Raw genomic sequence first — 24,720 nt, forward strand, 5'->3', positions numbered from 1 at the left:
ATGTCCGCACCCCCCGCCCCCGGCGCCGCGCCGACGACCCCGTCGGAGGCGCAGCGCGCCCCGCTGCGCCAACGCTCCTGGAAGAGCCGGATGCGCGAGCCGCTCACCGGCCTGATCTTCATCCTGCCGATGCTCGTGCTGTTCGTGATCTTCCGGTACGTGCCCACGCTGGGCGCCGGATTCATGAGCTTCACCGACTACAAGCTGTACGGCGGGTTCGAGTTCGTGGGACTCGACAACTACACCGATCTGATCGGCGACACCCTCTTCCTCAACAGCGTGAAGATCACCCTGCTGTACGCGGTAATCTACGTGCCGCTGATCTTCATCGTCGCCATGGGCACCGCCCTGCTGCTGAACACCGTGGTGTGGGGGCAGGGCTTCTTCCGCGGCGCGATCTTCCTGCCCTATGTCACGTCCTTCGTGCTGGCCGGCATCATCTGGCTGTGGGTCTACCAGGGCGACGGCCTCATCAATGGCATCATCACGCAGCTGGGTGGTGATCGGATCGCCTTCGTCACCGGCGGCCAGATGGAGGTCCTCAGCTCCCTGGCCGTGGTCTCGGTGTGGAAGGGCTTCGGCTATTCGATGCTGATCCTCATGGCGGGCCTGAAGTCAGTACCCGAGGAGTATCACGAGGCCGCGAAGATTGACGGGGCCGGTGCGGTGCGCCGCTTCTTCTCGATCACGCTGCCGCTTCTGAAGCCGGTCATCTTCTTCGTCATGGTGATCGAGACGATCGCCGCCTTCCAGGTCTTCGACACGGTCTACGTGATGACCGGCGGCGGCCCGGCCCGCGCCTCGAACGTGCTGGTCTACATGCTGTACCAGCAGGGCTTCCAGTTCTTCAACTTCGGCTACGCCGCCGCGATCGGCGTCGCGCTGTTCGTGATCGTCTTCCTCATCTCGATCGTCCAACGTTTCTTCCTCGACAGGGAGGTCTCATGAGCACCGCGACCACCACGTCGGCCTCGTCGGCCGCGACGAGCGCGCCCCAGCGCCGGACCCGCCTGTCCCGCCCGAAGTCCCATCTGACGCGCGGCCAGCTGCCGGCGATCCTCCTGCTGCTGGCGCTGTGCGTCTTCACCGTCGGGCCGTTCATCGTCATGCTGATCCTGGCGCTGACCCCGGTGGGCGCCCAGACCATCCCGTTCCGCTGGCCGGACACGCTCACGCTGGAGAACATCACTCGCGTGCTGCAGCAGCAGAGCCTGAAGCGCTGGGTGTGGAACTCCTTCGTCTACTCCGTCGTCTCCGTGGTGATCATCCTGTTCACGGCGGCGATGGCCGGCTACGCCTTCGCGAAGAAGCGCTTCCCGGGCCGCGACGTCATCATGTGGTCGTTCCTGGCGACCCTGATGGTCCCCACCCAGGCGACGCTCATCCCGATGTTCGTGCTGATCTCGAACCTGGACGGCATCAACACCTACTGGGGTCTGATCGTGCCGACCCTGGCGAACTCGCAGGCCGTCTTCCTCATGCGCCAGTTCATCCGCGATCTGCCCGATGAGCTGTTCGAGGCGGCCCGCGTGGACGGCGCTGGCGAGTGGACGGTGTTCCTGCGGATCGTGCTGCCCTCGACGAAGCCGATCCTCGCGACCCTCGGCATCTTCGTGTTCCTGTGGCACTGGAACGACTTCCTGTGGCCGCTGGTCATCGCGCAGAGCGACCGGATGAAGACTCTGACCGTAGGCCTGGCGGGACTGAACTCCGAGAGTGTCTCGACCTCGAACCTGATGGCGGCCTCCGCCGTCAGCGTGGTCCCCTGCCTCGTGATCTTCTTCCTGCTCCAGCGCTACCTGGTCAACAGCATCACCATGAGCGGCATCAAGGGCTGATCGTTCCTGGTGCGGCCGCGCCCCGTCTCTCCGCTGCTGCGGGAGGCGGGGCGCTGTCGGTCTGCGGGCGCCGGTGCGAGCTCGGGTGCGAGGGGAACGGCCGACGGGTGGGTCAGAACCGCCGACGGGCCGGGCGGGCGCGAGCCCCCGTCTCAGGAGCGGGCGGGCCCGGTGGAACTGCGCACGACGAGCCGAGGGTAGGTCTCTCGCACGCTGAGATCGCCATCGAGGCCCCGCAGCCCCAGCTGCATGGCGAGCCGCCCCATCTCCTCCAGGGGGAGGTGCATCGTGGTCAGCGACGGCACCATGTCCGCGGCCGGACTGATGTCGTTAAAGCCGGTGACGGAGATCTGCCCGGGCACGTCCACCCCGGACTCCCGCAGGCGCGTGAGCGCGCCGAAGGCCAGCTGATCGGCGCCGCAGGCGATCGCGGTGACCTCGGGATGCTGGGCCAGGACGCGGCCGGTCGCCTCGTAGCCACCGTCGCGGTTCGGCTCGGCGCCGCATTCGACGAGGCCGCCCCCGAAGACGTCGCGGAACCCCTCGACGCGGTCCGTGATCGTCAGCAGCCGCTCGGTGCCGGCGAGCATCGCGACCCGGCGGTGGCCGAGATCGTGCAGGTGCTGCGCGAGCTGGCGGGCAGATTCGCGGTGGTCCATGAGTACCCGGGAGACGCCGAGCCTCTCGGAGACGCGGTGGTGGCCGATGAGGACGCCGGAGTTGCCGCTGTCGACGAAGCCGCGCAGCTGCCTCTCGATGCCCTGGGTGTGCTGCTCGTCGGTGAGGCCGGAGGCCGCAACGATCATGATGTCAACGCGCTGGGCGCGGAAGCGGACGACGGTGTCCAGCTCCTTGCCGGGCTCACGGTACGTGTTCACCACGGCGACCATGTAGCCGGCGCGATCGGCGACCTCATGGATGCCCCCCACCATCTGCGCGAAGAAGGAGTCGGAGACGTCTCCGACGATGACGCCGACGGTGCGGCTGCGTCCGGACAACAGGCCGCGGGCGTTGGCGTTAGGCACGTAGTCGAGCTCCTCGGCGGCGCGCAGCACGCGCTGACGCGTCTCCTCGGTCACGGGGTAGCGGCTGCCGGACAGGACGCGCGACGCCGTGGCCAGGGACACATTCGCCCGTTCGGCGATCTGCTTGAGGTTCACGGCGACCATGACGGAAGCCTACCGAGGCCTGCTTCGATGTTCCGGGCCTTCACGAGGTTGTGGACCACAGTCGGGCGCGCACCTGATGGAATGGTCCCATGCGCTTCCTAGGACAACTCATCGTCACAGCCCTCGCCCTGTGGGTGACCGCGCTGATCCTGCCGGGCATGCACCTGGGCGACGACAGCGCCCCGCTGCTCACCCAGGTGCTCACCATCGGCGCGATCGCCCTGATCCTCGCCCTGGTGACCACGATCGTGCGGCCCATCCTCTCGCTTCTGGCCCTGCCGATCACCTGCCTCACCCTGGGCCTGTTCCAGCTCGTCATCAACACCCTGATGCTGCTGCTGACCAGCTGGATCTCGGCTCAGTTCGGGCTGACCCTGCAGTTCGACTCCTTCTGGTGGGCGCTGCTGGCCGGCATCGTGATCGGCGTGCTCTCGGCGATCGTGGAGGCCGTGACCGGACTGGGTGACGGCGAGCGCCGCGAGGCCTGAGCAGCGAGCCGGGTCCTGTCGCTCGGGGGTGCGGACCTCCCGACCGGCCGGGCCCGAGGTGATGGGACAATGGTCCTCATGGCCCACTCCTTCGCCGACATCACTCCGCCGATCGCGCTGACCCCGCTGGACGGGCGCTACCGCGCACAGGCCGCGCCCCTGGTCGATCACCTTTCCGAGGCGGCCCTGAACCGCTCCCGCCTGGTGGTGGAGACCGAGTGGATGATCCACCTGCTCGACGCCGGCGCGATCCCCGGCCTGCGCACCCTCACCGAGGACGAGATCGCGCTGCTGCGCGCCATCCCTGAGGACTTCGGCGCCGAGGGCATCGCCGAGCACGCCGAGATCGAGCGCGAGACGGTGCACGACGTCAAGGCGATCGAGTACTACATCAAGCGCCGCCTGACCGGAACCTCCCTGGAGCCCCTTGCGGAGGTGGTGCACATCTACTGCACCAGCGAGGACGTCAACAACCTCTCCTACGCCCTGATGGTCAAGGGCGCCATCGAGCAGGTGTGGTTGCCGGCGCTGCGCGAGGTGATCGATGACCTCACCGCCCTGGCCCGCGAGACCGCCCAGGTGCCGATGCTCTCGCGCACCCACGGCCAGCCCGCGACCCCCACCACCCTGGGCAAGGAGATGGCGGTGTTCGCCCACCGCCTGGCGCGGCAGGTGCGCCGCATCGAGGCCGATGAGTACCTGGGCAAGATCAACGGCGCCACCGGCACCTACGCCGCCCACGCGATCTCGGTGCCGGGCACGGACTGGGAGCAGGTGTCCCGGACCTTCGTGGAGCATCTGGGGCTCACCTGGAACCCGCTGACCACGCAGATCGAGTCCCACGACTGGCAGGCTGAGCTGTATGCGGACGTGGCCCGTGCCGGCCGGATCCTGCACAACCTGGCCACCGACATCTGGACCTACATCTCGCTGGGCTACTTCCGCCAGCGGCTCTCGGCCCAGGGCGGCACCGGGTCCTCGACGATGCCGCACAAGGTGAACCCGATCCGCTTCGAGAACGCGGAGGCGAACCTGGAGATCTCCGGGGCTCTGCTGGACTCCCTCGCGCAGACCCTGGTCACCTCGCGCCTGCAGCGCGACCTCACCGACTCCACCACCCAGCGCAACATCGGGCCGGCGCTGGGCCATTCGCTGCTTGCGATCTCCAACCTGCGCCGCGGCCTGGCAGGCCTGGACGTGGACGCCGAGGCGATGGCCGCGGACCTCGAGGGCAACTGGGAGGTCCTCGGCGAGGCCGTGCAGTCGGTGATGCGCACCCTCGGTGTGCAGGGCACGGGCGGCATGGACAGCCCCTACGAGCGGCTGAAGGAGCTCACCCGCGGGCAGCGGGTGGACGGTGCCGCGATGCGGGAGTTCATCGAGGGTCTGGGGCTGCCGGAGGCGGAGCGGGAGCGGCTGCTGGCGCTGACCCCGCACAGCTACGTGGGCTACGCGGCCCGCCTGGTGGACCACCTAGATCCGTCCGGCGGGAAGGACAGCTGATGAACGACGACGTCCAGGCCGTGGATCCCGTCGAGCCCGCCGGCCCGTCCGGTCCGGTGGCTCCTGCCGGGGCCCCCGGCGCCGCCGGGTGCTGCGGTGGTGGCTCGGACCATGCTCCCGAGTCCGACCACGGCCGGCACGGCGACCCCGGCTACCACGGCTCCAAGACCGCGTACATGCGTCGGCTGAAGCTGATCGAGGGCCAGGTGCGCGGCCTGCACCGCATGGTGGAGGACGACACCTACTGCATCGACGTGCTCACCCAGGTCTCCGCCGTCACCAAGGCCCTGCAGTCCGTCGCGGTGGGCCTGGTGGACGACCATGTGCACCACTGCGTGCACGCCGCCGCGCAGTCCGGGGACTCCGCGGAGCTGGACCGCAAGATGGAGGAGATCATGTCGGCCGTGAAGCGGCTGATGAAGTGACGGATCCCGTCACCGGACCGTTCGCCGCACGGCCCCTCCCCCGCGCCTTCTTCGACCGTCCCGTGCTGAACCTGGCTCCGCTGCTGCTGGGCTGCGTGCTGGTGGGCCGCGGGGTCGGGCTGCGGATCACCGAGGTGGAGGCCTATGTGGGCTCGCAGGACCCCGGCTCCCACGCCTACCGCGGGCGCTCCGCCCGCAACGCCACCATGTTCGGGCCGCCCGGGCACCTGTACGTGTACCGGCACATGGGCCTGCACTCGTGCATGAACATCGTGGCCGACGCCGAGGGGACCGCCACCGGGTGCCTGATCCGCGCCGGTGAGATCGTCGCCGGCCGTGACCTGGCCTTCGAGCGCCGGCGCGCGGCCGGGGTGTGCCGCAGGGAGCGGGACCTCGCGCGGGGGCCGGGTCGCGCCACCGTGGCCTGCGGGGTGAGCTTCGCCGACGACGGCCTGGACCTGTGTACCCCGGTCGATGATCCGGCCATCGACGGGTTCCACCTGATCGGCCGCCTCGATCCCCGAGACCTGACAGGCGGCGAGAGTGCGGGCACCGCGCCGCTGCTGCCGCATCCGCGCCTGGCCGTCGGCCCCCGTATCGGCCTGCGCGAGGAGGCCTCCCATCCCGAGCTGTTCCCCTGGCGGTACCGCATCGCCGGCGACCCGACCGTCTCCGGGCCCGGTGCCCTGAACCGCTGAGATCTCGACATCGGGCGACCTTCAGGGCCTGCCGCCCCGGCCCGCTCGAGGGCCCACCTCCCTGTCCCGTCGGGGCCGGGACGAAAGCCGCTGTGCCTGATCATGGGCGGTCTACGCTGAGCGCACGGCGCAAGGACGCGCTGTGCGGGCCCGGCCTGGCCGGCCCGTTCCGTGGCTCCCCGGCCGGGAGCAGTGGACCGAAGGGCGCCGACGATGACGACCTATGTGCAGATGTTCCAGCAGGGCAGCAAGGAGCAGAAGGACCTGCTGGGAGGGAAGGGCGCGAACCTCGCCGAGATGGTGCGCCTGGGCCTACCGGTGCCGCCCGGATTCACCATCACCACCGAGGCCTGCCGCTGGTACATGACCCACGGCTCCGCACCTCAGGAGCTCACCGCACAGGTCGACGAGGCGATGGCGCGCGTGGAGCGTGAGCTGGGCCGCCGCCTGGGTGATGTGGAGGACCCGCTGCTGGTGGCCGTGCGCTCCGGATCGAAGATGTCGATGCCCGGGATGATGGAGACCGTCCTGAACGTGGGCCTGAACGACGAGACCGTGCAGGGCCTGGCCCGTAAGTCCGGATCGCCGCGGTTCGCGATGGACTCCTACCGCCGTCTGCTGCAGATGTACGGCCGCACCGTGCTGGACGTGGACGCGGCCCTGTTCGAGGACGTGCTCGAGGAGGCGAAGAAGGAGCGCGGGGTCAGCAGCGATGTGGAGCTGACAGCGGAGGACCTCGCGGGCGTCGTCGGCCGCTTCCAGCAGATCATCCTCGAGCAGACGGGCTCGCCCTTCCCGCAGGACCCCCGCGAGCAGCTGCGCGCCTCGATCATCGCGGTGTTCGAGTCGTGGAACGCGCCGCGCGCGGTCGTGTACCGCAACACCGAGCGGATCCCGCACGACCTGGGCACCGCGGTGAACGTGTGCTCGATGGTGTTCGGGAACCTCGATGACGACTCGGCCTCGGGGGTGGCCTTCACCCGCGACCCCGCCACCGGTGCCGTCGGTGCCTACGGCGATTTCCTGGTCAACGCGCAGGGCGAGGACGTGGTGGCCGGCATCCGCAACACCCGTTCGCTGCCGGAGCTGGAGCAGCTGATGCCTGCGGTGTACGCGGAGCTGATGGACATCATGCACCGCCTGGAGGTGCACTACCGCGACCTGTGCGACGTGGAGTTCACGGTGGAGTCCGGCAGACTGTGGATGCTGCAGACCCGGGTGGGCAAGCGCACCGCCGAGGCGGCGTTCCGCATCGCAACCACTCTGGTGGACGAAGGCGTGATCGACGAGCGCGAGGCCCTCACCCGCGTCACGGGCGCCCAGCTCACGCGCCTGATGTTCCCCCGCTTCGCCACTGACGCGCCCCGGGAGGCGATCGCCCGCGGCATGGATGCCTCCCCCGGCGCGGCCGTGGGTCGTATCGCCTTCACCACCGACGAGGTGCTGCGCCTGCAGCGCGACGGCGCCAGCGCCATCCTGGTGCGCCGTGAGACCAACCCCGACGACCTCGAGGGCATGATCGCCTCGGCCGGGATCCTCACCTCCCGCGGCGGCCGCACCTCCCACGCCGCGGTCGTCGCCCGGGGCCTGGGCCGCATCGCCGTGTGCGGGGTGGAGGCCTTCGACGTGGACGAGAACGCAGGTGAGATCCGCGTCGGCGATGAAGTGGTGGCCCGCGCCGGGGACATCCTCTCGATCGACGGCTCCACCGGTGAGGTGTTCGCCGGCGCCGTCCCCGTCGAGCCCAGCGCCGTCGTGCAGTCCCTCACCGGGGAGATCGACCCAAACGTGGCCGAGGCCGACGAGCTGGTGGCCTCCGTGCACCGCCTGCTGGAGGTCGCCGATAGGGCGCGCCGGATGCGGGTGCGGGCCAACGCCGACACCCCGGAGGACGCTGCCCGCGCCCGGGCCCTCGGCGCGGAGGGCATCGGCCTGGTGCGCACCGAGCACATGTTCCTCGGCGACCGACGTCACCTGGTGGAGGACCTGGTGCTGGCTGCGGACGAGTTCGAGCGCGGTCAGGTGCTGGACTCCCTGCTGCCGATGCAGCACGAGGACTTCGTGGGCATCCTGCGGGCGATGGACGGCCGTTCGGTGACGGTGCGCCTGCTGGACCCGCCGCTGCACGAGTTCCTGCCGGACCTCACCGAGCTGTCGGTGAAGCTGGCCCGCCAGGAGGCCCAGGGCGTGGAGCGCGATGCGCACGAGGAGAAGGTGCTGGCCGCCGTGCGCCGCCTGCACGAGCAGAACCCGATGCTGGGGTTGCGCGGTGTGCGCCTGGCACTGACCATCCCCGGGCTGTACGGGATGCAGACCCGCGCGATCCTCGAGGCCGCGGCACAGCTGCGCTCCGAGGGCCTGGACCCTCGGGTGGAGATCATGATCCCCCTGGTCAGCTCGGTGCGCGAGCTGCGGGAGATCATGCCGGAGGTGACTGCGGTGCGCGATGCCGTCTGCAGGGAGACCGGGATGGACCTGGCCACCTCCATCGGCACCATGATCGAGCTGCCCCGGGCGGCGCTGCGGGCCGACGAGATCGCGCAGGAGGCGGACTTCTTCTCCTTCGGCACCAACGACCTCACCCAGACCACCTGGGGCTTCTCCCGCGACGATGTGGAGGCGGGGTTCTTCTTCACCTACCGCGACCGCGGCATCCTGCTGTCCAGCCCCTTCGAGACCCTGGACCAGTTCGGGGTCGGCGAGCTGGTGCGGATCGGTGCCGAACGGGGCCGCTCCACCAAGCCCGACCTGAAGCTCGGGATCTGCGGCGAGCACGGCGGTGATCCCGCCTCGATCGCGTTCTTCCACCACGTGGGCCTGGACTACGTCTCCTGCTCCCCGTTCCGGGTGCCGGTGGCGCGCCTGGAGGCCGGGCGTGCGGCACTGCTGGAGGCGGAGTTCACCCCGCAGCACTGAGGCGCCGGGGGTCCCTGTCCCCGCCGGCCAGCACAGCCCCGGTCGCCCGCCAGCACAGCCCCGGTCGCCCGCCAGCACAGCCCCGGTCGCCCCACCCCCGACCCCGGGACCCCCAACTTCTGGGCTCAGTTCGGCGGATCTGAACCCGCGACGATGCTGAGGTCACACACGGCGCCCATTTGTAGGGGCAGCATGGCTCAGCGGGGTCGCACCGAGAGGGAGTCGATGGCGGCGTCGGCCGGCAGGCGCAGGGCAAGACCCACGGTGGCGGCGACGGTCTCGGGCCGCATGTAGTCCTCCTCCTGGTAGTCGCCGCCCTCGTAGGAGCGCAGTTCGCGCTGCATGTCGGTGGCGGTGCGGCCGGGGTGCACGGAGCTGACCCGTACGCCGTGCTCCTTCTCCTCGGCGCGCAGGGCGTCGGTGAGGGCCCGCAGGGCGAACTTGGAGGCGCTGTAGGCGCCACCGCCCGCACCGGAGGTATACCCGGAGCCGGAGTTGATGGTGACCACGGTGCCGCGGGCTGCGCGCAGGGCAGGAAGCAGCAGCCGGGTGAGCTCGGCGACGGCGGTGACGTTCAGCGCGAAGGAGCGGTTCCAGTCCTCGGCGGTGAGCTCCTCCACGGAGCCGCTGACCAGGATGCCGGCGGAGTGCACCACCCCGGCCAGGCGGCCCGGGGTGTCGCCGTCGGCCGCGGCGCCGCCACCGTCGGCCGGGGCGCCACCGTCGGGACCGTCGGCAGGGTCGCTGCTCAAACCGAGCGCGGTCACGGCGTCGGCGAGCGAGGCGGGGTCGGCGAGATCGGCCACGAAGGGCTGAGCCGAGGGCAGCTCGGCGGCCAGTGCGTCGAGGGCCTCGCGGTCCCTCCCGCCCAGGATCAGGTGATGGTCGCGTCCGAGCTCGTGGGCAATGGCGCGGCCGATGCCGCGGGAGGCACCGGTGATCAGCACGGCGGGACGGTTCTCGGGGTTCGTGGTGGGAGCCATGCCTCGAGTGTGGCACGGGGATCCCCCGCGGGGTCAGACCACGGGTGGACAGCCGGGGCCGCGAATCATACCGAGCAGTAGCGATAGTGGGGGCAGGGTGGGCGAGCTACCCGGAGCAGCTCCAGGCCAGCACCCCGTTCACCCATGTGATCAACGCCTTCCTGCACTGCGGTGCGCACTCCGGTGGGAGCCTGGAGACCCTGGGCTCCGGCGGTCTGGCCGCCACCGTGGTGGGCCTGTGCTTGCTGGTCACGGGCCGCCTGCGCACGGTGCGACGCCTGCTGGCCCCGCTCGCTGAGTATTCGTAGTCGTGGGAGCCACCGAATCTTGCTCTTGGGGACCGCCGATCGTGCCGACGGGGGCCAGTAGCCGCCGCGGTGGGGACCACTGGCTCCCGCCGGCATCGGGTCACTGGGGCAGTGCGGTGTGTTCTCGCATGTTCCTGTCGCCGGTGTCGATCCAGATTGTGTTGTGCACGATGCGGTCCATGATCGCATCGGCGTGGACTGCTCCACCGAGCCGGGCGTGCCAGTCCTTCTTCGGGTACTGGGTGCAGAACACGGTCGAGCCGGTGTCATAGCGGCGCTCGAGCAGTTCCAGCAGCATCGAACGCATTCCCTCGTCAGGATGGTCCAGCAGCCACTCGTCGATCACCAGCAGCGAGAACGTGGAGTACTTCCGCAGGAACTTCGTCTGGCCCTGCGGCTTGTCCTTTGCCAGGGCCCAGGCCTCTTCGAGGTCGGGCATTCGGATGTAGTGGGCTCGGAGCCGGTGCTGGCAGGCCTGCTTCGCCAGCGCGCAGCCGAGGTAGGACTTCCCTGAGCCGGTGAAGCCCTGGAAGACCACGTTCTGTTGCCGCTGGATGAAGGAGCAGGTTGCCAGTTGCGCGATCACGTTCCGGTTCAGTCCCCGTTCCTCGACCAGATCCAGCCGCCGCAGGTCCGCTCCGGGATAACGCAGCCCCGCCCGGCGGATCAGACCCTCGACCTTTCCATGATTGAAGATGGAATGCGCCTCGTCCACGATCAGCTGGAGCCGTTCCTGGAACGACATCCCCAGCACGTGAGCCTCATCCTGGGCATCGATCGCGTCCAGCAGCGCGGTCGCGCCCATCTCGCGCAGCTTCCGCTTCGTGTCGTTATCGATCACGCTCACCGGACACCTCCGGCGTAGTAGTCGGCGCCACGGACGTATCCGCCGTCTTCCGCGGGTTCCTCGCGGGGTGGACGCAGGGCGGCGACCTTGTCCTGCCCGGTGGCCAAGATCGGGTGCAGATGCGCATAGCGCGGTGAACGGACCCGTCCCGTCAGCGCGAGTGCGCAGGCCGCCTCGACCCGATCTACGGAGAAGCGGCGAGAGAGCCGTAGCACCGCCAACGCGGGATCCAGGCCCTGTTCCACGATCGGCACGGACTCGAAGATCCGCTGGATCACGATCACCGTGGCCGGCCCGACCCGATCTGCCCACGCCCGCACCCTCTGCGCGTCCCAGGCCTGGAAACGCTCGCCCGCAGGTAGGTCCGCGTCGTTGGTGCGGTACTCATTGCTCGCGGTCTCCGGGAGCAGCAGGTGACTGGTCAGTCGCTGGCTGCCCTGATAGATCTCCAGCGTCCGGGCCGTGATGCGCAGATCGACCTTCGCGCCGATGTGCGCGAACGGCGCGGAGTAGAAGTTCCGCGCGAACGTGACGTGCCCGTTCCTGCCCACTCGTCGTCCGTAGTGCCATGTCGAGATCTCGTAGGGCACCGCCGGCAGCGGCGTCAGCAGCGGCCGCTCCTCCGCGTCGAACACGCTGGCGCGGGATCCGGGCCGCTTCTGGAACGGCTCCGCGTTATAGGCCTCCATCCGCTGCCCGATGGCGGCTGCAAGTTCGGGCAGGGACGTGAATCGCTGATCCCGCAGCCCGGCGATGACCCAGGTCGCGACGTGCGCGACGGTGTTCTCCACGCTCGCCTTGTCTTTCGGTTTCCGCACCCTCCCCGGGAGCACCGCCGCCGAGTAATGCGCTGCCATCTCGCGATACGCATCGTTCAGGACGATCTCGCCCTCGCGGGGGTGCTTCACCACACCGGTCTTGAGGTTGTCCGGAACGATCCTCGGGACCGTCCCGCCCAGCGCCTCGAACATCGCTACGTGCGCTCGCAGCCAGGACTCCTGGCGCATATCCAGCGCCGGGAAGCAGAACGCGTAACGAGAAAAAGGCAGGCAGGCAACGAACAAGAACACCTTCGAGACCTCGCCGGTGACCGGATCGGCCAGCTCCATCGTGGGGCCGGACCAGTCGACCTCCACGCTCTGGCCGGCCTTGTGACCGACTCTCGAAGCGGCACCGGTGACCATGACGTGGTGCTGGTAGGTGCGGCAAAACCGGTCATACCCCATCGCCGGATCCCCAGCCGCCGTGGTCGCGTCGAAGTACTCGCCGTGCAACAGCTTCAGCGTCACGCCGACCCTGGCCATCTCTCGATGGACCTGTTCCCAGTCCGGCTGTGCGAACACGCTCTCGTGCTCGCCCCGGCCCGGGAACAACCGGGCATACACCTGCTCATCGGCGACGTCCGCGATATCGCCCCACCCGATCCCTGCAGCGTCAGCGGCCTCGAACACCGCCCTCACGGACTTGCGGGACATGCCCTGCGAGGACGAAATCGCTCGCCCCGACAGACCTTCTGCGCGCAGCTGGAGCACCAGCTTCGCCCTGATCTTCCGTACCATTCCAGATTGCTCCTTCCGCCGCGTGCCCTATACACACGGCGGAAGGAGCGTAGACAGAGCGGCCCCAACGACACCACTGGTGGTCCCGAACGACGCCACCGCTACGGCAGCGACGTGGCACCCGAACCCTCGATCAGCGGACCCCAGCGAGGCGAATATTCAGCTCGCCGCACTGGGGTCGATGCCCCTGACCGCATACTCCGCCCACGTGGTGCTGATCCTGGTGATCGCCGGTCCCGGTGGCGGGCTCCATTCGATGGCGGCCTGGCTGTGGATGGGACTGGGGCTGATCCTCGCCTGCACCGTGTGGGCGCTGTACCGGGGGCGAGGCCCGTTGGAGACGATCACCGCACGGTCCGCCCGCGCGATGGCCGCGGGAACCGAGAACATCACGACTGCCGGCTGAGCGCCGGATGGGAGGATGGCGGCGTGCAAGCCTCTCCGTCGGTGCCGGCGCCCTCCTCCCGCATCCAGCTGCTGCTGGGCCTGGAGATCGCCGTGGTCCTCGCGCTGTCCCTGGGGCGCTCCGCCTTCTACGCGGTACTGGCGCTGATCGACGCGTTCACCCGCGGTCCGCTCGCCGAGCAGACCACCGCCCTGAACCGCTCCGCCTCGGATCGACCCTGGTTCGACCTGGTGCACCAGCTGGCGAACGTGGCCTTCGCTCTGGCCCCGGTGGCGCTGGTGCTCCTGCTGCTCACCCTCACGGGCACGGCGGCGGTGCGCGCCCTGGGACTGGACCTGAGGCGACCGGGCAAGGACCTGCTGTGGGGTGTGGTGCTGACCGCCTGCATCGGACTGCCGGGCCTGGCGATCTACTACCTGGGCCGGGCACTCGGTGCCACTCTCGAGGTGATCCCCGCGGCACTGGACACCCACTGGTGGACGGTTCCGGTACTGGTCCTGCACGCGCTCAAGAACGCCCTGGTCGAGGAGGTGATCGTGGCCGGCTACCTGGTGCTCCGCCTGGAGCAGCTGGGCTGGAAGCCGGTGGCGATCGTCGCGGCCTCCGCGGTGCTGCGGGGGCTGTACCACCTGTACCAGGGCATCGGCCCGGGCCTGGCGAACATGCTGATGGGGGTGGTGTTCGCGGAGTGGTTCCGTCGCACCCGGCGCACCATGCCCCTGGTCATCGCCCACACCCTGCTGGATGTGGTGGCGTTCGTGGGCTACGCGCTGCTGCGCGACTACATCTCGACCTGACAGCCGCCCCAGCAGCAGGGCACACCCAGCTGCCTCGCCCGGCCCGGAGCGCGGGAGTCAGGCGGGACCGGTCACAAGACGAAGGGCTCGTGGTCGCCGTCCGCCTCCAGCGGCAGCCCGGACTCGAACCACTGGTCCATGCCGCCGCGCACATTGATCGCGTCGTAGCCGTTGCCGTTCAGCCACTGCGACACCTGGGCACTGCGCCCGCCGGTACGGCACACGATGTACAGGTCGCCGTCCTCGGGCAGCTCGCCGAGCTTCTCCAGCAGGGAGCTGGCCGGCAGGTGCTGGGCACCGGGGGCATGCCCGGCATCCCACTCGGACTGCTCACGCACATCGATCAGCTGGGCGCCCTCGGGCACCTCGTTCGGGGCGACGCTCTCGAGTTCCATGCTGCCCACCCTATGCGGTGCCCCCTGTAGACGCCTTCCGTCGCCGTCGTACCGCGAGTGGACGCCGGTGGCTGCGTTCACCGTCATTCGCAGCCACTGGCGTCCACTCATCACTGCCCCCATCCCCGGGGGCGCGCCCGGAAAGCCTGGCCTATGCCGTGCGCAGCGCTGCCCGCCGCACCAGCGGTGCCGACACCAGCACCGCCGCAACCACCAGGGCATATGCCCCGAACACGCCCAGGAAGTACAGGATCACGGTGCGTGGATCCGCAGCGCCGCCACCGAATACGATCAGCAGCACCAGGAACGCGGTGAACGTGGCCACCACCGAGCTCAGCAGCACCGGCAGGGTGATCTCGGCCAGGCGGGCCCGGTGCAGCTGGGACACCTCCGCGCCGGCGATGTGCTGGGCCCGGATCTGCGGGGCGTGGTCGATCACCCGAGCAGTCTGGGTGACCCCGGTGACCACCGCCGCGAGCACTGCGGCGATGCCCAGGGTGAGCATCCCGCCGGTGTGCAGGGCAGTGGCCAGCATCTGGTCATCCGGGGTGGAGGGCTCGATGGTGGCGATGATGGTGAGGAACCCGGCGATGACCATCGCGAAGGTGATGCCGGAGACCGCACGCCACCCGGCGCGGGGATCAGCGGCCAGGCGGCGCGCACCCACCAGCAGCGCCGGTGCGGGTGCGAGGGCTGCAGCGATCCGAGCCGCGACCCACACCAGGAACGGGCCCGCCACGTTCATGCCGGCCACGATGGCCGCGACGAAGCCGATCGCGATCACCATCCCCAGGTTCGAGCCCTGGGAGTCGATCATCGGCATGATCTGCATGAACAGGAGGAAGCCGATGATCAGCGCACCCCAGATCAGCAGCCTCAGCACCGACATCCGCACGGTCCGGGAGTCCCGGGCCACGCCCAGCGGGCTCAGCACCACACCGGTCAGCGACACCGCGGCGGAGGCCGCGGCCAGCAGCACCACGCCCGCGATCAGCAGGGGGTAGGCCCACCAGGGCATCAGCAGCTCACCCACCGTGAACGGGGTGATCCCGAAGTCCAGTGCGGTCAGCGGTGCGGCGGCGAGCATGTGCACCACCACCCCGGCGGCCGCCCCCAGCAGGGCCTGCGCGGCCAGGTCCAGCACGGCGGTCCCGCCCACCTGCGCGGTGGTCCCACCCACCAGGCGGATGGCGGCCAGATCCCGCTCACGGCGGGCCAGGGACAGGCGGGCTGCGGAACCCCCCAGGCCCACGGCGCTCGGGATCAGGAGCACGGAGGCGAACAGCGCACACAGCATCAGGAACGGCATCAGCTGGGCCTCGGCGCTCACGGGACCGGTGAGGTCCGCGGGGATGCGTCGGGCGAAGGCGGCGGCACCACCGATCACAGTGGCGATGATGGCGGTGGCGGCGGTGAAGGCGATCACCGGGAGGGCGTCGGCCAGTGCGCCTCGGCGGCGCAGCAGCAGCGGGGCGGAGGTGATCAGGGCGTTCATCGGGCACCCCCGGTGTTCTGCTGGGGACGCTGGAACTCGCGGTCGATGCGACCGTCACGCATCGCGACGGTGCGGCGGCACGCCACGGCCACGGTCGGGTCGTGGGTCACCATCACCAGGCTCGCACCGGACTCCCGGCAGGCCTCCACCAGGACCTGCAGCACGGACTGGCCGGTGGTCTGGTCCAGGGCGCCGGTGGGTTCGTCGGCGAACACCACCGACGGGCGTCCGGCCAGGGCGCGGGCGATCGCGACTCGCTGCGCCTGGCCACCGGAGAGCTGGCCGGGCCTGCGGTCGTGCATCCCGTCCAGGCCCAGCCGGTCCAGCCAGCTGCGGGCCTCGCTCGAGGCTGCCCGGCGGGAGACCCCACCCAGCATGCGCGGCAGCATCACGTTCTCCACTGCGGTCAGTTCGGGCAGCAGCTGCCCGTCCTGGAAGACGAAGCCGAAGACGCTGCGGCGCAGGCGAGTGCGTCGGCGGTCCGGGAGGGAGGCGAGGTCCGTGCCGTCGTGCAGCACGGTGCCGGAGGTGGGGCGCAGGATCCCGGCAAGGGTGTGCAGCAGAGTGGTCTTGCCGCAGCCGGACGGCCCCATCACGGCGATCGAGTCGGCGCGGGCCACGTCCAGGTCCACGCCGTCCAGGGCGAACGTGCCGGTGCCCTTCTCGCCGTAGGACTTGACCAGCCGACGAGCGCTGAGCACGGGCACGGGGCCGCTGATCGGTACGTCCGGGGCGTGGTGCAGATCGTGGGTGACGGGGGCGGCGGGGCCCGTGGAGTGCACGGGCCCGGTAGGACGGGTGTCGGTCAGGGGTGCGATGTTCATGGCATCCAGCCTGGCCGCAAGGGCCCCGGACGCGCGTCGGCCCCGGGAGCGATCTCCCGGGGCCGATGTCAGACCGTGGTCGCACGCTGATGTCACACCGGCGCCGGTTGGTCGGGCAGGTCAGCCGAAGCGACCGGAGATGTAGTCCTCGGTCTGCTTGTTCGTGGGGTTGGTGAACATCTTCTCGGTGTCGTCGATCTCGATCAGGTGACCGGGCTTGCCGGTGCCGGCGATGTTGAAGAAGCCGGTGCGGTCCGAGACGCGGGACGCCTGCTGCATGTTGTGGGTGACGATCACGATCGTGTAGTCCTGCTTCATCTCGTGGATGAGGTCCTCGATCGCCAGGGTGGAGATCGGGTCCAGCGCGGAGCACGGCTCGTCCATCAGCACCACCTCGGGCTTCACCGCGATGGTGCGGGCGATGCACAGACGCTGCTGCTGACCACCGGACAGGCCCAGGCCCGGCTTGTCCAGGCGGTCCTTCACCTCGTTCCACAGGTTGGCGCCACGCAGCGAGGACTCCATCAGCTCATCGGCCGCCGCCTTCGAGATGCGGGAGCTGTTCAGCTTCACGCCCGCCAGCACGTTGTCGCGGATCGACATGGTGGGGAACGGGTTGGGCTTCTGGAACACCATGCCCACGCGGCGGCGCACGTTCACCGGGTCCACGCGGGGGTCGTAGATGTCCTCGCCGTCGATCTGCACCTTGCCCTTGGCGTAGGCGCCGGGGATCACCTCGTGCATCCGGTTCAGGGTGCGCAGGAAGGTGGACTTGCCACAGCCGGAGGGGCCGATCAGCGCGGTCACCGAGCGGGGCATGATCTGGACGTTGACGTCCTCCACGGCCAGGAAGTCGCCGTAGTAAATGTTCAGGTCCTCGACGGTGATGGGCAGAGGTGCGGCCATCGTGGTTCCTTTCGCTGGGGACGCCGGCTCAGCGGCTGATCTTCGGAGAGAAGTAGTGGCTGACCAGGCGCGCGATGATGTTCAGCACCATCACGATGATGATCAGGGTGAGGGCCGCCGCCCAGGCACGATCGATGTTCGTGGTGATCGAGCAGGCGTACACCTCCTGGTTGATCGGGTTGGTGACCGTATCGCTCATGCAGTTCGCGCTGCCGTTGCGGTACTGCTGGTTGATGTACGTGGGCAGCGTGGCCATGCGACCGTCGAACATGTTCCAGTTGATCGAGGTCACCATGCCCACCGTGAGCAGCAGTGGCGCGGTCTCGCCGATCACGCGGGCGATCGCCAGGGTGATGCCGGTGGTCAGACCCGCCACGGCGGTGCGCAGCACCACCCGCACGATGGTCAGCCACTTCGGCACCCCGAGGGCGTAGGCCGCCTCGCGCAGGTCCATCGGCACCAGGCGCAGCATCTCCTCGCTGGAGCGCACCACGGTGGGGATCATCAGCAGCGACAGCGCCACTGAGCCCATGATGCCCATGCGCACGCCCTGCTGGCCGTCCGGCAGGAACGCCAGGAACAGGGCCAGGCCGAACAGGCCCGCCACAATCGAGGGGATGCCGGTCATCACGTCCACCAGGAAGGTGACGCCCTTGCCGAGCACGCGCCGCCAGCCCTGATCGGCGTACTCCACCAGGAAGATCGCGGTGAACAGCCCGATCGGGATGGAGATGATCGAGGCCCACAGGGTGATCAGCAGCGTGCCCACGGTCGCGTGCAGCACACCACCGGCATCGGCACCGCCGACGATGCCGGACATGTCCTCGGTCCAGAACGAGAACGGGGTGGGCGAGGCCTGGATCAGGCGGGCACCGCCGCGGGAGAGGACCTCCCACAGCAAGGACACCAGCGGGAACATCGCCAGCGCGAACGCACCGATGACGATCAGCATCATCAGGCGGTCCATGGCCCAGCGGCGGCCCTCGCGGATCCACGAGTACACGTAGCCGAACAGCACATGGAGGATGAAGCCCAGCAGCATCAGCGCCGGGATCGAGAAGGCGTCGAAGGCCAGCAGGACGACGGCCGCGACAGCCGCACCGGCAAGGCCCGTGAACACCAGGTGGTACCAGGGCAGGCGTCGCTCGCCGCTGGCACGCATCATGGTGGGGATCTCGGGATCGGTGGTCGTGGTGCTCATGGTGACCTCAGCTCTTCGGGCCGCTGCGGGCGACGATGGCGCGGGCGATCGCGTTGATGATGAACGTCAGGACGAACAGCACCAGGCCCGTGAAGATCAGCAGGGACATGTCGACCCCGGAGGCCTCGGCCTGGCGGGAGGCGATGTTCGCCGCGATCGACTGGTGACGGCCCACCTCGAGGATGTGCCAGGAGAACGTGAACCCGGGGGCCAGGATCATCAGCACCGCCATGGTCTCGCCGAGCGCACGGCCCAGGCCCAGCATAGAAGCGGCCACCACGCCACTGCGCCCGAAGGGCAGCACGACGGTCTTGATGACCTCCCAGCGGGTGGCGCCGAGGGCCAGGGCGGCCTCCTCGGTGAGCCGCGGGGTCTGCAGGAACACCTCGCGGGCGATCGCGGTGATGATCGGCAGCACCATCACGGCCAGCACGACCGACGCCGAGGCCAGGTTCCGCATCGGGGCGGTGGGCTCACCGGCGAACAAGCCGATGATCGGCTCACCGCCCACCCACGGCATGAAGTCGGGCCACTGCAGCCAGCGTCCCAGGCCCCTGTCCGGATCCCCGAAGGTGTTGTTGAGGAAGACGTACAGCGGCTCCAGCTTGGGCACTAGCCAGATCCCGCCCCACAGGCCGTAGACCACCGACGGCACCGCGGCCAGCAGGTCGATCATGTAGCCCAGGCCCTGAGCCATCTTCCGCGGTGCGTAGTGGGAGATGAACAGGGCGATCAGCATCGAGATGGGGATCGCGATGACCAGGGCCAGGGCCGCGGCCAGCACGGTGCCGAAGATCAGCGGCGCCGTGTACTCGATGAGGGAGAACTCCGCGGTTCCGGCGAACTCCTGGCTGGCCTGGATCGCCGGCCACGCCTCCAGGGTCAGGAAGACGGCGACCGCGGCGAGGGTGAGGAAGATCAGCAGCCCGGAGCCGATGCTGAGGTTCGAGAAGAGGCTGTCGCCGAACCTGCGGCCGCCGCGCTTCATGGAGACGGGCGGGGCGTCCGGGGTCTCGGGCGTGACATCAGTGGTGCTCACAGGGACCTTCCTCGGAACTCACGGAGGGGTGGGGGAGACATCCGTGCCGCCGGGCCCCGAAAGGCCCGGCGGCACAGAGTATCTCGCTGGATCAACCGACCTTGATGCCGTCGATCGCTTCCTGGGCCTGCGTGGACATCTCGTCCGACAGCGGGGCGGAGCCGGCGTTGTCGGCACCGACCTGCTGGCCCTGATCGGAGACGATGAAGGAGGCGTACGCCTTCACCGCGTTGCCCTCGGCGGAGTCGGCGTAGGAGCCGCACAGCGCGAGGTAGGAGATCAGGACGATCGGGTACACGCCCTCCTCGGTGGTGGTGCGGTCCAGCTCCACCACGATGTCGTTCTCCTCGCGGCCCTCGGCGCGCGGGGAGACGTCCACGGCCTTGGCGGCGGCCTCGGCGGAGTACTCCACGAACTGCTCGCCCACCTGGATCTTGGCGATGCCGAGGTTGCCGGCCTGGGAGGCGTCGGCGTAGCCGATGGTGCCGTCGCCGCCCTCGACGGTGGAGATCAGGCCGGAGGTGCCGTCACCGGACTGGCCACCGTCGATGGGCCAGGTCTCGATGGGGCCGTGGGTCCAGGCCTCGGGGGCGTTCTCGGAGAGGTACTCGGTGAAGTTCTCCGTGGTGCCGGAGTCGTCCGAGCGGTGCACCGGGACGATGTCCTTGTCCGGGAGGGTGGCATCGGGGTTGTGCTCGGCGATCTTGGGGTCGTTCCACTTGGTGATGGTGCCGGCGAAGATCTCACCGATCACCTGGGGGGTGAGGTTCAGCTCGTCCACGCCCTCGAGGTTGTAGACCACGGCGATCGGGGAGATGTACACGGGCAGGTTGAACGCCTGCTCGCCGTTGCACACCTCGGTGGAGGCGGCCAGCTCCTCCTCGTCCAGCGGGGAGTCGGTGCCGGCGAACTTGACCTCGTTGGCCAGGAACTGCTCACGGCCGGTGCCGGAGCCGGTGGCGTCGTAGGTGACCTGGACGTCGCCGCCCTCGGCCTGCACCAGGCCCATGAAGGTCTCGGTCCATGCGGTCTGTGCGTTCTGCATGGAGGAGGCGCCGGAGCCGGCGATGCTGCCGGTCAGCTCTGCGTAGCCCGCGCCGCCTTCCTGGCCACCGGCGTCGGAGCCGTTGCTGCCGCCGCCGGCGTTGCCGCCGTCGCCACCGTTGCCGGAGTCGCCGCCGCCACAGGCGGAGAGGGCGAGACCACCGGTCAGACCGAGCGCGGCCAGCGCGACGAGCTTGTTCTTGCGAACGTTCACTGTGAGTCCTTTCGGGGCCGGGTCGGCCCTGCTTCCTGAAGAATCTGCGACGTGTGTCGACTGGGACGCTAGGGAGTGCAGGTGACGCCACGCCCCCGACTATGTGAACAACGGGTTAACTCCGCCGGATTGTGACCGAAACCGCAGGCAGGGACGCAGGTCGGGAAAGGATACGAACAGGTCACGATCCCGCAGGACCGTGGCGCAGGTCGCATCGGCTCATGCCCCGTGGACCAGCGCTTCCCGCAGGCGGGGGCAGCGCGAGCTCAGTAGCGGGTACTGGACATGCCCACACCGACGATGATCAGCAGGACGTAGGCGACCCACAGCAGCAGGATCAGGCTGCCGATGATCGAGGTGACCAGACCGGCGATCGCCAGCCCCCGCCCGCCCTTGGGGGACGCGGCGCTCGGTGCCGTCTCCTTCATCCCCAGGATCGAGAAGACCAGTCCGAACGGCGCCGTGAAGCCCGCGCAGAACGCGATGGATGCGATGCCCAGCACCATCCCCGTGATGGCCATCCCGGAGGACGGCGGTCCTGGCGCATAGGTCGGGTACCCGTGACCGTGGGCGCCCTGGTCGACCTGGGCCGCGAAACCCTGCTGATCCTGCTGGTACTGCGGGGACGGGGACATCGCCGAGGATCCGCCGTACGGATCCGTGTACGGGTCCTGGTACTCCCCGGCCGAGCCCTGCCCATAGCCGTCCCTCCCCTGGCCCGCGCCCTGTGCGTACGGGTCGTCCCCACCATTGGGCGATCCGAAGTCCGGGAACTGGTGCCCCCCGTTGTTCGACATGCTTCTCCCCTGCTCGTCGCGTTGCTCGCGCGGCGCCGGTGGCACCGGCGCGCCTGATGCCGCCACCCGACGGTGCGGCTTCGCAGGATGCTACCGAGTCAGGAGATGTTGGGCAGGTGGCGTTCCACAGCCACCACGCGGCCGGCCGAGGTGGTGTGCAGCACCAGGGCCTCCCCGGCGGCGAGGAACGGGTCCTCCCGGGGCAGTTCCAGGGCGGCGCCGCGATCGGCGGACTCCTTGACGGTGCCGATCACCGTGGGCAGCACCGGCCGGTGCGTGCACACCACGGTGCCGCGCCCCTCGTGCAGCACCCGCTCGATCACCGCTGCGGTGCGGGAGGGGTGCTCTTCCGCCCCGGCCTCGGTGAGCTCGTCCTTGGTCCTGATGGTGAGGCCCTCGATACGGGCGAAGGGCTCCACGGTGGCCAGGCACCGCTTCCAGGGGCTGCTCAGCACCCGGGTGGGATCGAAGGCGTCGATCAGTCCGGGAAGGGCCTGCGCCTGCTTCTTCCCCTTCTTGTTCAGGGGTCGCGACTTCTCCCCCTTCCGCCACTTCGCACGGGGCAGGGCAGCGCCGTGCCGCTGCAGGACGATGGGGACGGTCTCCAGCGTCTCGTCCTCCAGGAACCGGCGCAGGGTGGCCACCAGCACCTGGTCCCCCTGCCGGGTGAGCATCTGCTCTGCCTCGTCGACCGGGACCCAGCGCACCTCGTCCACCTCGGCCGGGTCCTCCGGGCCGGGCGCGGCCTTCGCACGCACGGTCCCGATCCAGTACTGGACGATCTTGGTGCGACCGTCGGGCAGCAGGTACACCGACGCCGGCAGCGGACGGTGCAGCCGCACCCGATACCCGGTCTCCTCGGCCACCTCGCGCACGGCGGCCGCGGGGAAGGTCTCCCCCTTGTCGAGCTTGCCCTTGGGCACCGACCAGTCGTCGTAGCGGGGACGGTGCACGAGCAGCACCTCGAGGCGGGAGGACTTCTCACGCCAGGCGAGCACGCCGGCGGCCAGCACGGGCGGCGGGGTCCCGGGGGCGACGCGCACTCTCAGCCCGCTTCCGGCAGGCGCAGCTGGACGTCCTCGGCGGCGAGCTCGAAGCCCCAGCGCCGGTACAGCTCCAGGGCCGCAGTGTTGTCGGCCTCGACGTACAGCTCCACGCGCTGCACGCCGGTGTCGCGCAGGCGGTGAAGCGCGGCGCCGATCAGATGACCGGCCACGCCCTTGCCCTGGGCCTGCGGCGCCGTGCCCACCACGTACAGCTCCGCGACAACGGGCTCGCTGCCGGCTGCGGGTTCGCGCTTGACCCATACGAACCCCAGCAGCTCCCCGTTCTTCCGCGCCAGCATCAGGTCCTCCGGATCGAACCAGGGCTCGGCGGTGCGGCGGTCGAGGTCCTCGCGGGTGAGGGCACCCTGCTCGGGATGGTCGGCGAAGGCCTGGGCGTTGACCTGCACCCAGGCATCGGCGTCGCGCTCGGCCACGAACGAGTCCAGCTCCAGGCCCTGGATCCGGGCCTCCGGCACGGGCGGCAACGATGTGGCACCGGCCAGGTCGAGGTGCAGGGTGAGCAGCCGGCGGGTGACTTCCAGGCCCTTCGCGGCAAGGAACTCGAGGGCGGGGTCCAGTGCGCCGTGGGCCCACACCCCTGCATCGGGGCGCGCGGACAGGGCGGCGCGCAGCAGCGCGGTTCCGTGGCCCTGCCGGCGCACGGAGGGGTGCACCATGCCCTGCACGGTGCCGTCGGGCAGGATCGAGGCGTAGGCCGAGGCCGCTCCAGCGAGGTCGCGCTCCGCACCTTCCTCCGCGGGGATCAGCAGGTGCCGGGCGCCGGGGCCGGAGAGCGCGAGCCGCGCGGGCTCGTCGAGGGCCGACACACCGTCATAGCGACTGGTCGCCTCCAGCAGGGCCTCGACGGAATCCCGCTCCTCCGAGGAGAGGGCATCCGACATGATCATGGGGTCCTTCCGGGGCCGATGATGCCGCCAGTTCCGGCGGCCGCTCGTAGACTGACACTGTAACGCCCGCCCGAACCCGTCGTCGGCCGCGGCCTGGTCCCCGGAACCGAGAGCGAGAAGCGCCCCATGACCGCTCCCGAGCGTGCCCCCCTGGGTGCCGCCCTGGCGCTGCTGATGGCATTGGTCGCCCTCACCGGCGCCCACTCCCCCACCCTCGTCGCCGTGGCGGTCGCCGTGATCGGTGCGCTGGTGGGGATCGCCTGGCCCGCCCTGCTCGAGCTGCCCTCCCCGCTCGGCACCCGGATCGCGGTGGGCGGCACCGGTGTGCTGGGGGCCGTGGGCGCCCTGCTGATCGCGGGCCGTGACGGCGCGGTCTCCGCCGTGATCATCGTGTGTGCGATCGGGGTGTTCGCGTCCTTCGTGCACCAGATGATGCGGCGGGAGCGCACCCGCCTGACCGACTCCCTCACCGGGACCGTGGCCGGGGTGATGCTCACCGGCCTGGGCAGCTGCTGGGTGCTGGCGCAGGTCGCCGCCGTGGACAAGGCCGCCACCGGTCTGGTGGCGGCGATCGCCCTCGGGCTCGCGGTGACGCTGCTGGTGAACGCCACCGGCCTGCCCACCGCGGTACGGGTGGTGCTGGCCACCGTGCTGGGGACCGCACTGACCGTGTTCCTGGCCGGCGCACTGGCCGGGATCGAGCTGCTCCCGGCGGCCGCGGCGGGACTGGTGACCACGGTCGGCGCATGCGGCGCCCATCTGCTGCTGGGCTCGGCGCTGATGGCGCGACAGCCTGCCGCATCGCTCGCCGTGGCGGGTGCACCGGTGGCCACCGTGGGCGTGGTGACGCTGATGGCCGTGAACCTGCTGGCCTGAGCCGTTAGACTCGCCATCATGTCCTCTCTCTCTCTCTT

General features: G+C 69.8%; 25 protein-coding genes. 11 read left to right on the plus strand and 14 right to left on the minus strand.

Annotated features, from left to right (window positions below):
* Both JOD52_RS13330 and JOD52_RS13335 read left to right on the plus strand, forming a co-directional pair.
* On the plus strand, positions 1 to 948 hold the full coding sequence (locus JOD52_RS13330) for a carbohydrate ABC transporter permease (RefSeq protein ID WP_204410495.1): 948 nt from the start codon (positions 1 to 3) through the stop codon (positions 946 to 948).
* The gene (locus tag JOD52_RS13335; protein ID WP_204410496.1) at positions 945 to 1,838 is read left to right on the plus strand and encodes a carbohydrate ABC transporter permease; all 894 of its coding nucleotides are present in this window, start codon (positions 945 to 947) and stop codon (positions 1,836 to 1,838) included. The genes JOD52_RS13330 and JOD52_RS13335 overlap by 4 nt, the downstream gene beginning before the upstream one ends.
* Positions 1,839 to 1,990: 152 nt before the next feature.
* On the opposite strand, the gene JOD52_RS13340 is transcribed toward JOD52_RS13335, so the two are convergent.
* The gene (locus tag JOD52_RS13340) at positions 1,991 to 3,007 is read right to left on the minus strand and encodes a LacI family DNA-binding transcriptional regulator (protein WP_204410498.1); all 1,017 of its coding nucleotides are present in this window, start codon (positions 3,005 to 3,007) and stop codon (positions 1,991 to 1,993) included.
* Between the two features lie 89 nt (positions 3,008 to 3,096).
* Here JOD52_RS13340 and JOD52_RS13345 point away from each other — a divergent pair, with 89 nt between their 5' ends.
* From JOD52_RS13345 to ppdK, 5 genes are all read left to right on the plus strand, one after another.
* Positions 3,097 to 3,495, plus strand: coding sequence for a phage holin family protein (locus JOD52_RS13345; RefSeq protein ID WP_193865382.1), 399 nt, complete (start codon positions 3,097 to 3,099; stop codon positions 3,493 to 3,495).
* A 78-nt stretch (positions 3,496 to 3,573) separates the two neighbouring features.
* Complete coding sequence (gene purB, locus JOD52_RS13350) at positions 3,574 to 4,998, plus strand: adenylosuccinate lyase (protein WP_204410500.1); 1,425 nt, start codon at positions 3,574 to 3,576, stop codon at positions 4,996 to 4,998.
* Positions 4,998 to 5,423: a metal-sensitive transcriptional regulator gene (locus JOD52_RS17170; RefSeq protein WP_017824354.1), complete on the plus strand. Its 426-nt coding sequence runs from the start codon at positions 4,998 to 5,000 to the stop codon at positions 5,421 to 5,423. The genes purB and JOD52_RS17170 overlap by 1 nt, the downstream gene beginning before the upstream one ends.
* The gene (locus JOD52_RS13360) at positions 5,420 to 6,121 is read left to right on the plus strand and encodes a DNA-3-methyladenine glycosylase (RefSeq protein WP_204410502.1); all 702 of its coding nucleotides are present in this window, start codon (positions 5,420 to 5,422) and stop codon (positions 6,119 to 6,121) included. The genes JOD52_RS17170 and JOD52_RS13360 overlap by 4 nt, the downstream gene beginning before the upstream one ends.
* A gap of 213 nt (positions 6,122 to 6,334) precedes the next feature.
* Positions 6,335 to 9,037 (plus strand): pyruvate, phosphate dikinase, encoded by a 2,703-nt coding sequence (gene ppdK / locus JOD52_RS13365; RefSeq protein WP_204410503.1) that lies wholly within the window; start codon positions 6,335 to 6,337, stop codon positions 9,035 to 9,037.
* 197 nt (positions 9,038 to 9,234) lie between these two features.
* On the opposite strand, the gene JOD52_RS13370 is transcribed toward ppdK, so the two are convergent.
* Positions 9,235 to 10,020, minus strand: coding sequence for an SDR family oxidoreductase (locus tag JOD52_RS13370; RefSeq protein ID WP_204410505.1), 786 nt, complete (start codon positions 10,018 to 10,020; stop codon positions 9,235 to 9,237).
* 86 nt (positions 10,021 to 10,106) lie between these two features.
* Between JOD52_RS13370 and JOD52_RS13375 the strand changes: the two genes are divergently transcribed.
* Positions 10,107 to 10,328, plus strand: coding sequence for a hypothetical protein (locus tag JOD52_RS13375; RefSeq protein ID WP_204410507.1), 222 nt, complete (start codon positions 10,107 to 10,109; stop codon positions 10,326 to 10,328).
* 100 nt (positions 10,329 to 10,428) lie between these two features.
* Here the strand turns inward: JOD52_RS13375 and JOD52_RS13380 are convergent, their stop codons facing one another.
* Both JOD52_RS13380 and istA read right to left on the minus strand, forming a co-directional pair.
* Positions 10,429 to 11,175 carry an ATP-binding protein gene (locus JOD52_RS13380; protein WP_338124028.1) on the minus strand — a complete coding sequence of 249 codons (747 nt, stop codon included), beginning with the start codon at positions 11,173 to 11,175 and terminating at the stop codon, positions 10,429 to 10,431.
* A complete protein-coding gene (gene istA / locus JOD52_RS13385) occupies positions 11,172 to 12,734 on the minus strand; it encodes an IS21 family transposase (RefSeq protein ID WP_204408388.1) in 1,563 nt (520 codons plus the stop codon). The genes JOD52_RS13380 and istA overlap by 4 nt, the downstream gene beginning before the upstream one ends.
* Before the next feature lie 79 nt (positions 12,735 to 12,813).
* Here istA and JOD52_RS13390 point away from each other — a divergent pair, with 79 nt between their 5' ends.
* Both JOD52_RS13390 and JOD52_RS13395 read left to right on the plus strand, forming a co-directional pair.
* Positions 12,814 to 13,140 carry a hypothetical protein gene (locus JOD52_RS13390; protein ID WP_204410509.1) on the plus strand — a complete coding sequence of 109 codons (327 nt, stop codon included), beginning with the start codon at positions 12,814 to 12,816 and terminating at the stop codon, positions 13,138 to 13,140.
* Positions 13,141 to 13,181: 41 nt separating this feature from the next.
* On the plus strand, positions 13,182 to 13,937 hold the full coding sequence (locus JOD52_RS13395) for a CPBP family intramembrane glutamic endopeptidase (protein ID WP_204411722.1): 756 nt from the start codon (positions 13,182 to 13,184) through the stop codon (positions 13,935 to 13,937).
* 71 nt (positions 13,938 to 14,008) lie between these two features.
* On the opposite strand, the gene JOD52_RS13400 is transcribed toward JOD52_RS13395, so the two are convergent.
* The 10 genes from JOD52_RS13400 to mshD all read right to left on the minus strand — a co-directional run bounded on the left by JOD52_RS13400 (position 14,009) and on the right by mshD (position 23,800).
* Positions 14,009 to 14,332, minus strand: coding sequence for a rhodanese-like domain-containing protein (locus tag JOD52_RS13400; protein ID WP_204410511.1), 324 nt, complete (start codon positions 14,330 to 14,332; stop codon positions 14,009 to 14,011).
* A 151-nt stretch (positions 14,333 to 14,483) separates the two neighbouring features.
* Complete coding sequence (locus JOD52_RS13405) at positions 14,484 to 15,827, minus strand: FtsX-like permease family protein (protein WP_204410513.1); 1,344 nt, start codon at positions 15,825 to 15,827, stop codon at positions 14,484 to 14,486.
* A complete protein-coding gene (locus tag JOD52_RS13410) occupies positions 15,824 to 16,651 on the minus strand; it encodes an ABC transporter ATP-binding protein (RefSeq protein ID WP_204410514.1) in 828 nt (275 codons plus the stop codon). The genes JOD52_RS13405 and JOD52_RS13410 overlap by 4 nt, the downstream gene beginning before the upstream one ends.
* A gap of 120 nt (positions 16,652 to 16,771) precedes the next feature.
* Positions 16,772 to 17,557 (minus strand): phosphate ABC transporter ATP-binding protein PstB, encoded by a 786-nt coding sequence (pstB, locus tag JOD52_RS13415; protein ID WP_204410516.1) that lies wholly within the window; start codon positions 17,555 to 17,557, stop codon positions 16,772 to 16,774.
* 28 nt (positions 17,558 to 17,585) lie between these two features.
* A complete protein-coding gene (pstA, locus tag JOD52_RS13420; RefSeq protein WP_204410518.1) occupies positions 17,586 to 18,758 on the minus strand; it encodes a phosphate ABC transporter permease PstA in 1,173 nt (390 codons plus the stop codon).
* 7 nt (positions 18,759 to 18,765) lie between these two features.
* Positions 18,766 to 19,746 (minus strand): phosphate ABC transporter permease subunit PstC, encoded by a 981-nt coding sequence (pstC, locus tag JOD52_RS13425; protein WP_204411724.1) that lies wholly within the window; start codon positions 19,744 to 19,746, stop codon positions 18,766 to 18,768.
* Positions 19,747 to 19,888: 142 nt separating this feature from the next.
* Positions 19,889 to 21,055 carry a phosphate ABC transporter substrate-binding protein PstS gene (gene pstS, locus JOD52_RS13430; RefSeq protein WP_204410520.1) on the minus strand — a complete coding sequence of 389 codons (1,167 nt, stop codon included), beginning with the start codon at positions 21,053 to 21,055 and terminating at the stop codon, positions 19,889 to 19,891.
* A 266-nt stretch (positions 21,056 to 21,321) separates the two neighbouring features.
* On the minus strand, positions 21,322 to 21,852 hold the full coding sequence (locus JOD52_RS13435; RefSeq protein WP_204410522.1) for a DUF4190 domain-containing protein: 531 nt from the start codon (positions 21,850 to 21,852) through the stop codon (positions 21,322 to 21,324).
* Between the two features lie 98 nt (positions 21,853 to 21,950).
* Entirely contained in the window at positions 21,951 to 22,895 is a 945-nt protein-coding gene (locus JOD52_RS13440) for an NUDIX domain-containing protein (protein ID WP_204410525.1), read from the minus strand.
* Positions 22,896 to 22,897: 2 nt separating this feature from the next.
* Positions 22,898 to 23,800, minus strand: a complete 903-nt coding sequence (mshD, locus tag JOD52_RS13445; protein WP_239551904.1) for a mycothiol synthase — start codon at positions 23,798 to 23,800, stop codon at positions 22,898 to 22,900.
* 132 nt (positions 23,801 to 23,932) lie between these two features.
* On the opposite strand from mshD, the gene JOD52_RS13450 reads away from it, so the two are divergent.
* Complete coding sequence (locus tag JOD52_RS13450; protein ID WP_204410528.1) at positions 23,933 to 24,682, plus strand: hypothetical protein; 750 nt, start codon at positions 23,933 to 23,935, stop codon at positions 24,680 to 24,682.
* Positions 24,683 to 24,720 lie beyond the last annotated feature (38 nt).

The organism is Brachybacterium muris (assembly GCF_016907455.1).
In the GTDB taxonomy this organism is placed as follows: domain Bacteria; phylum Actinomycetota; class Actinomycetes; order Actinomycetales; family Dermabacteraceae; genus Brachybacterium; species Brachybacterium muris.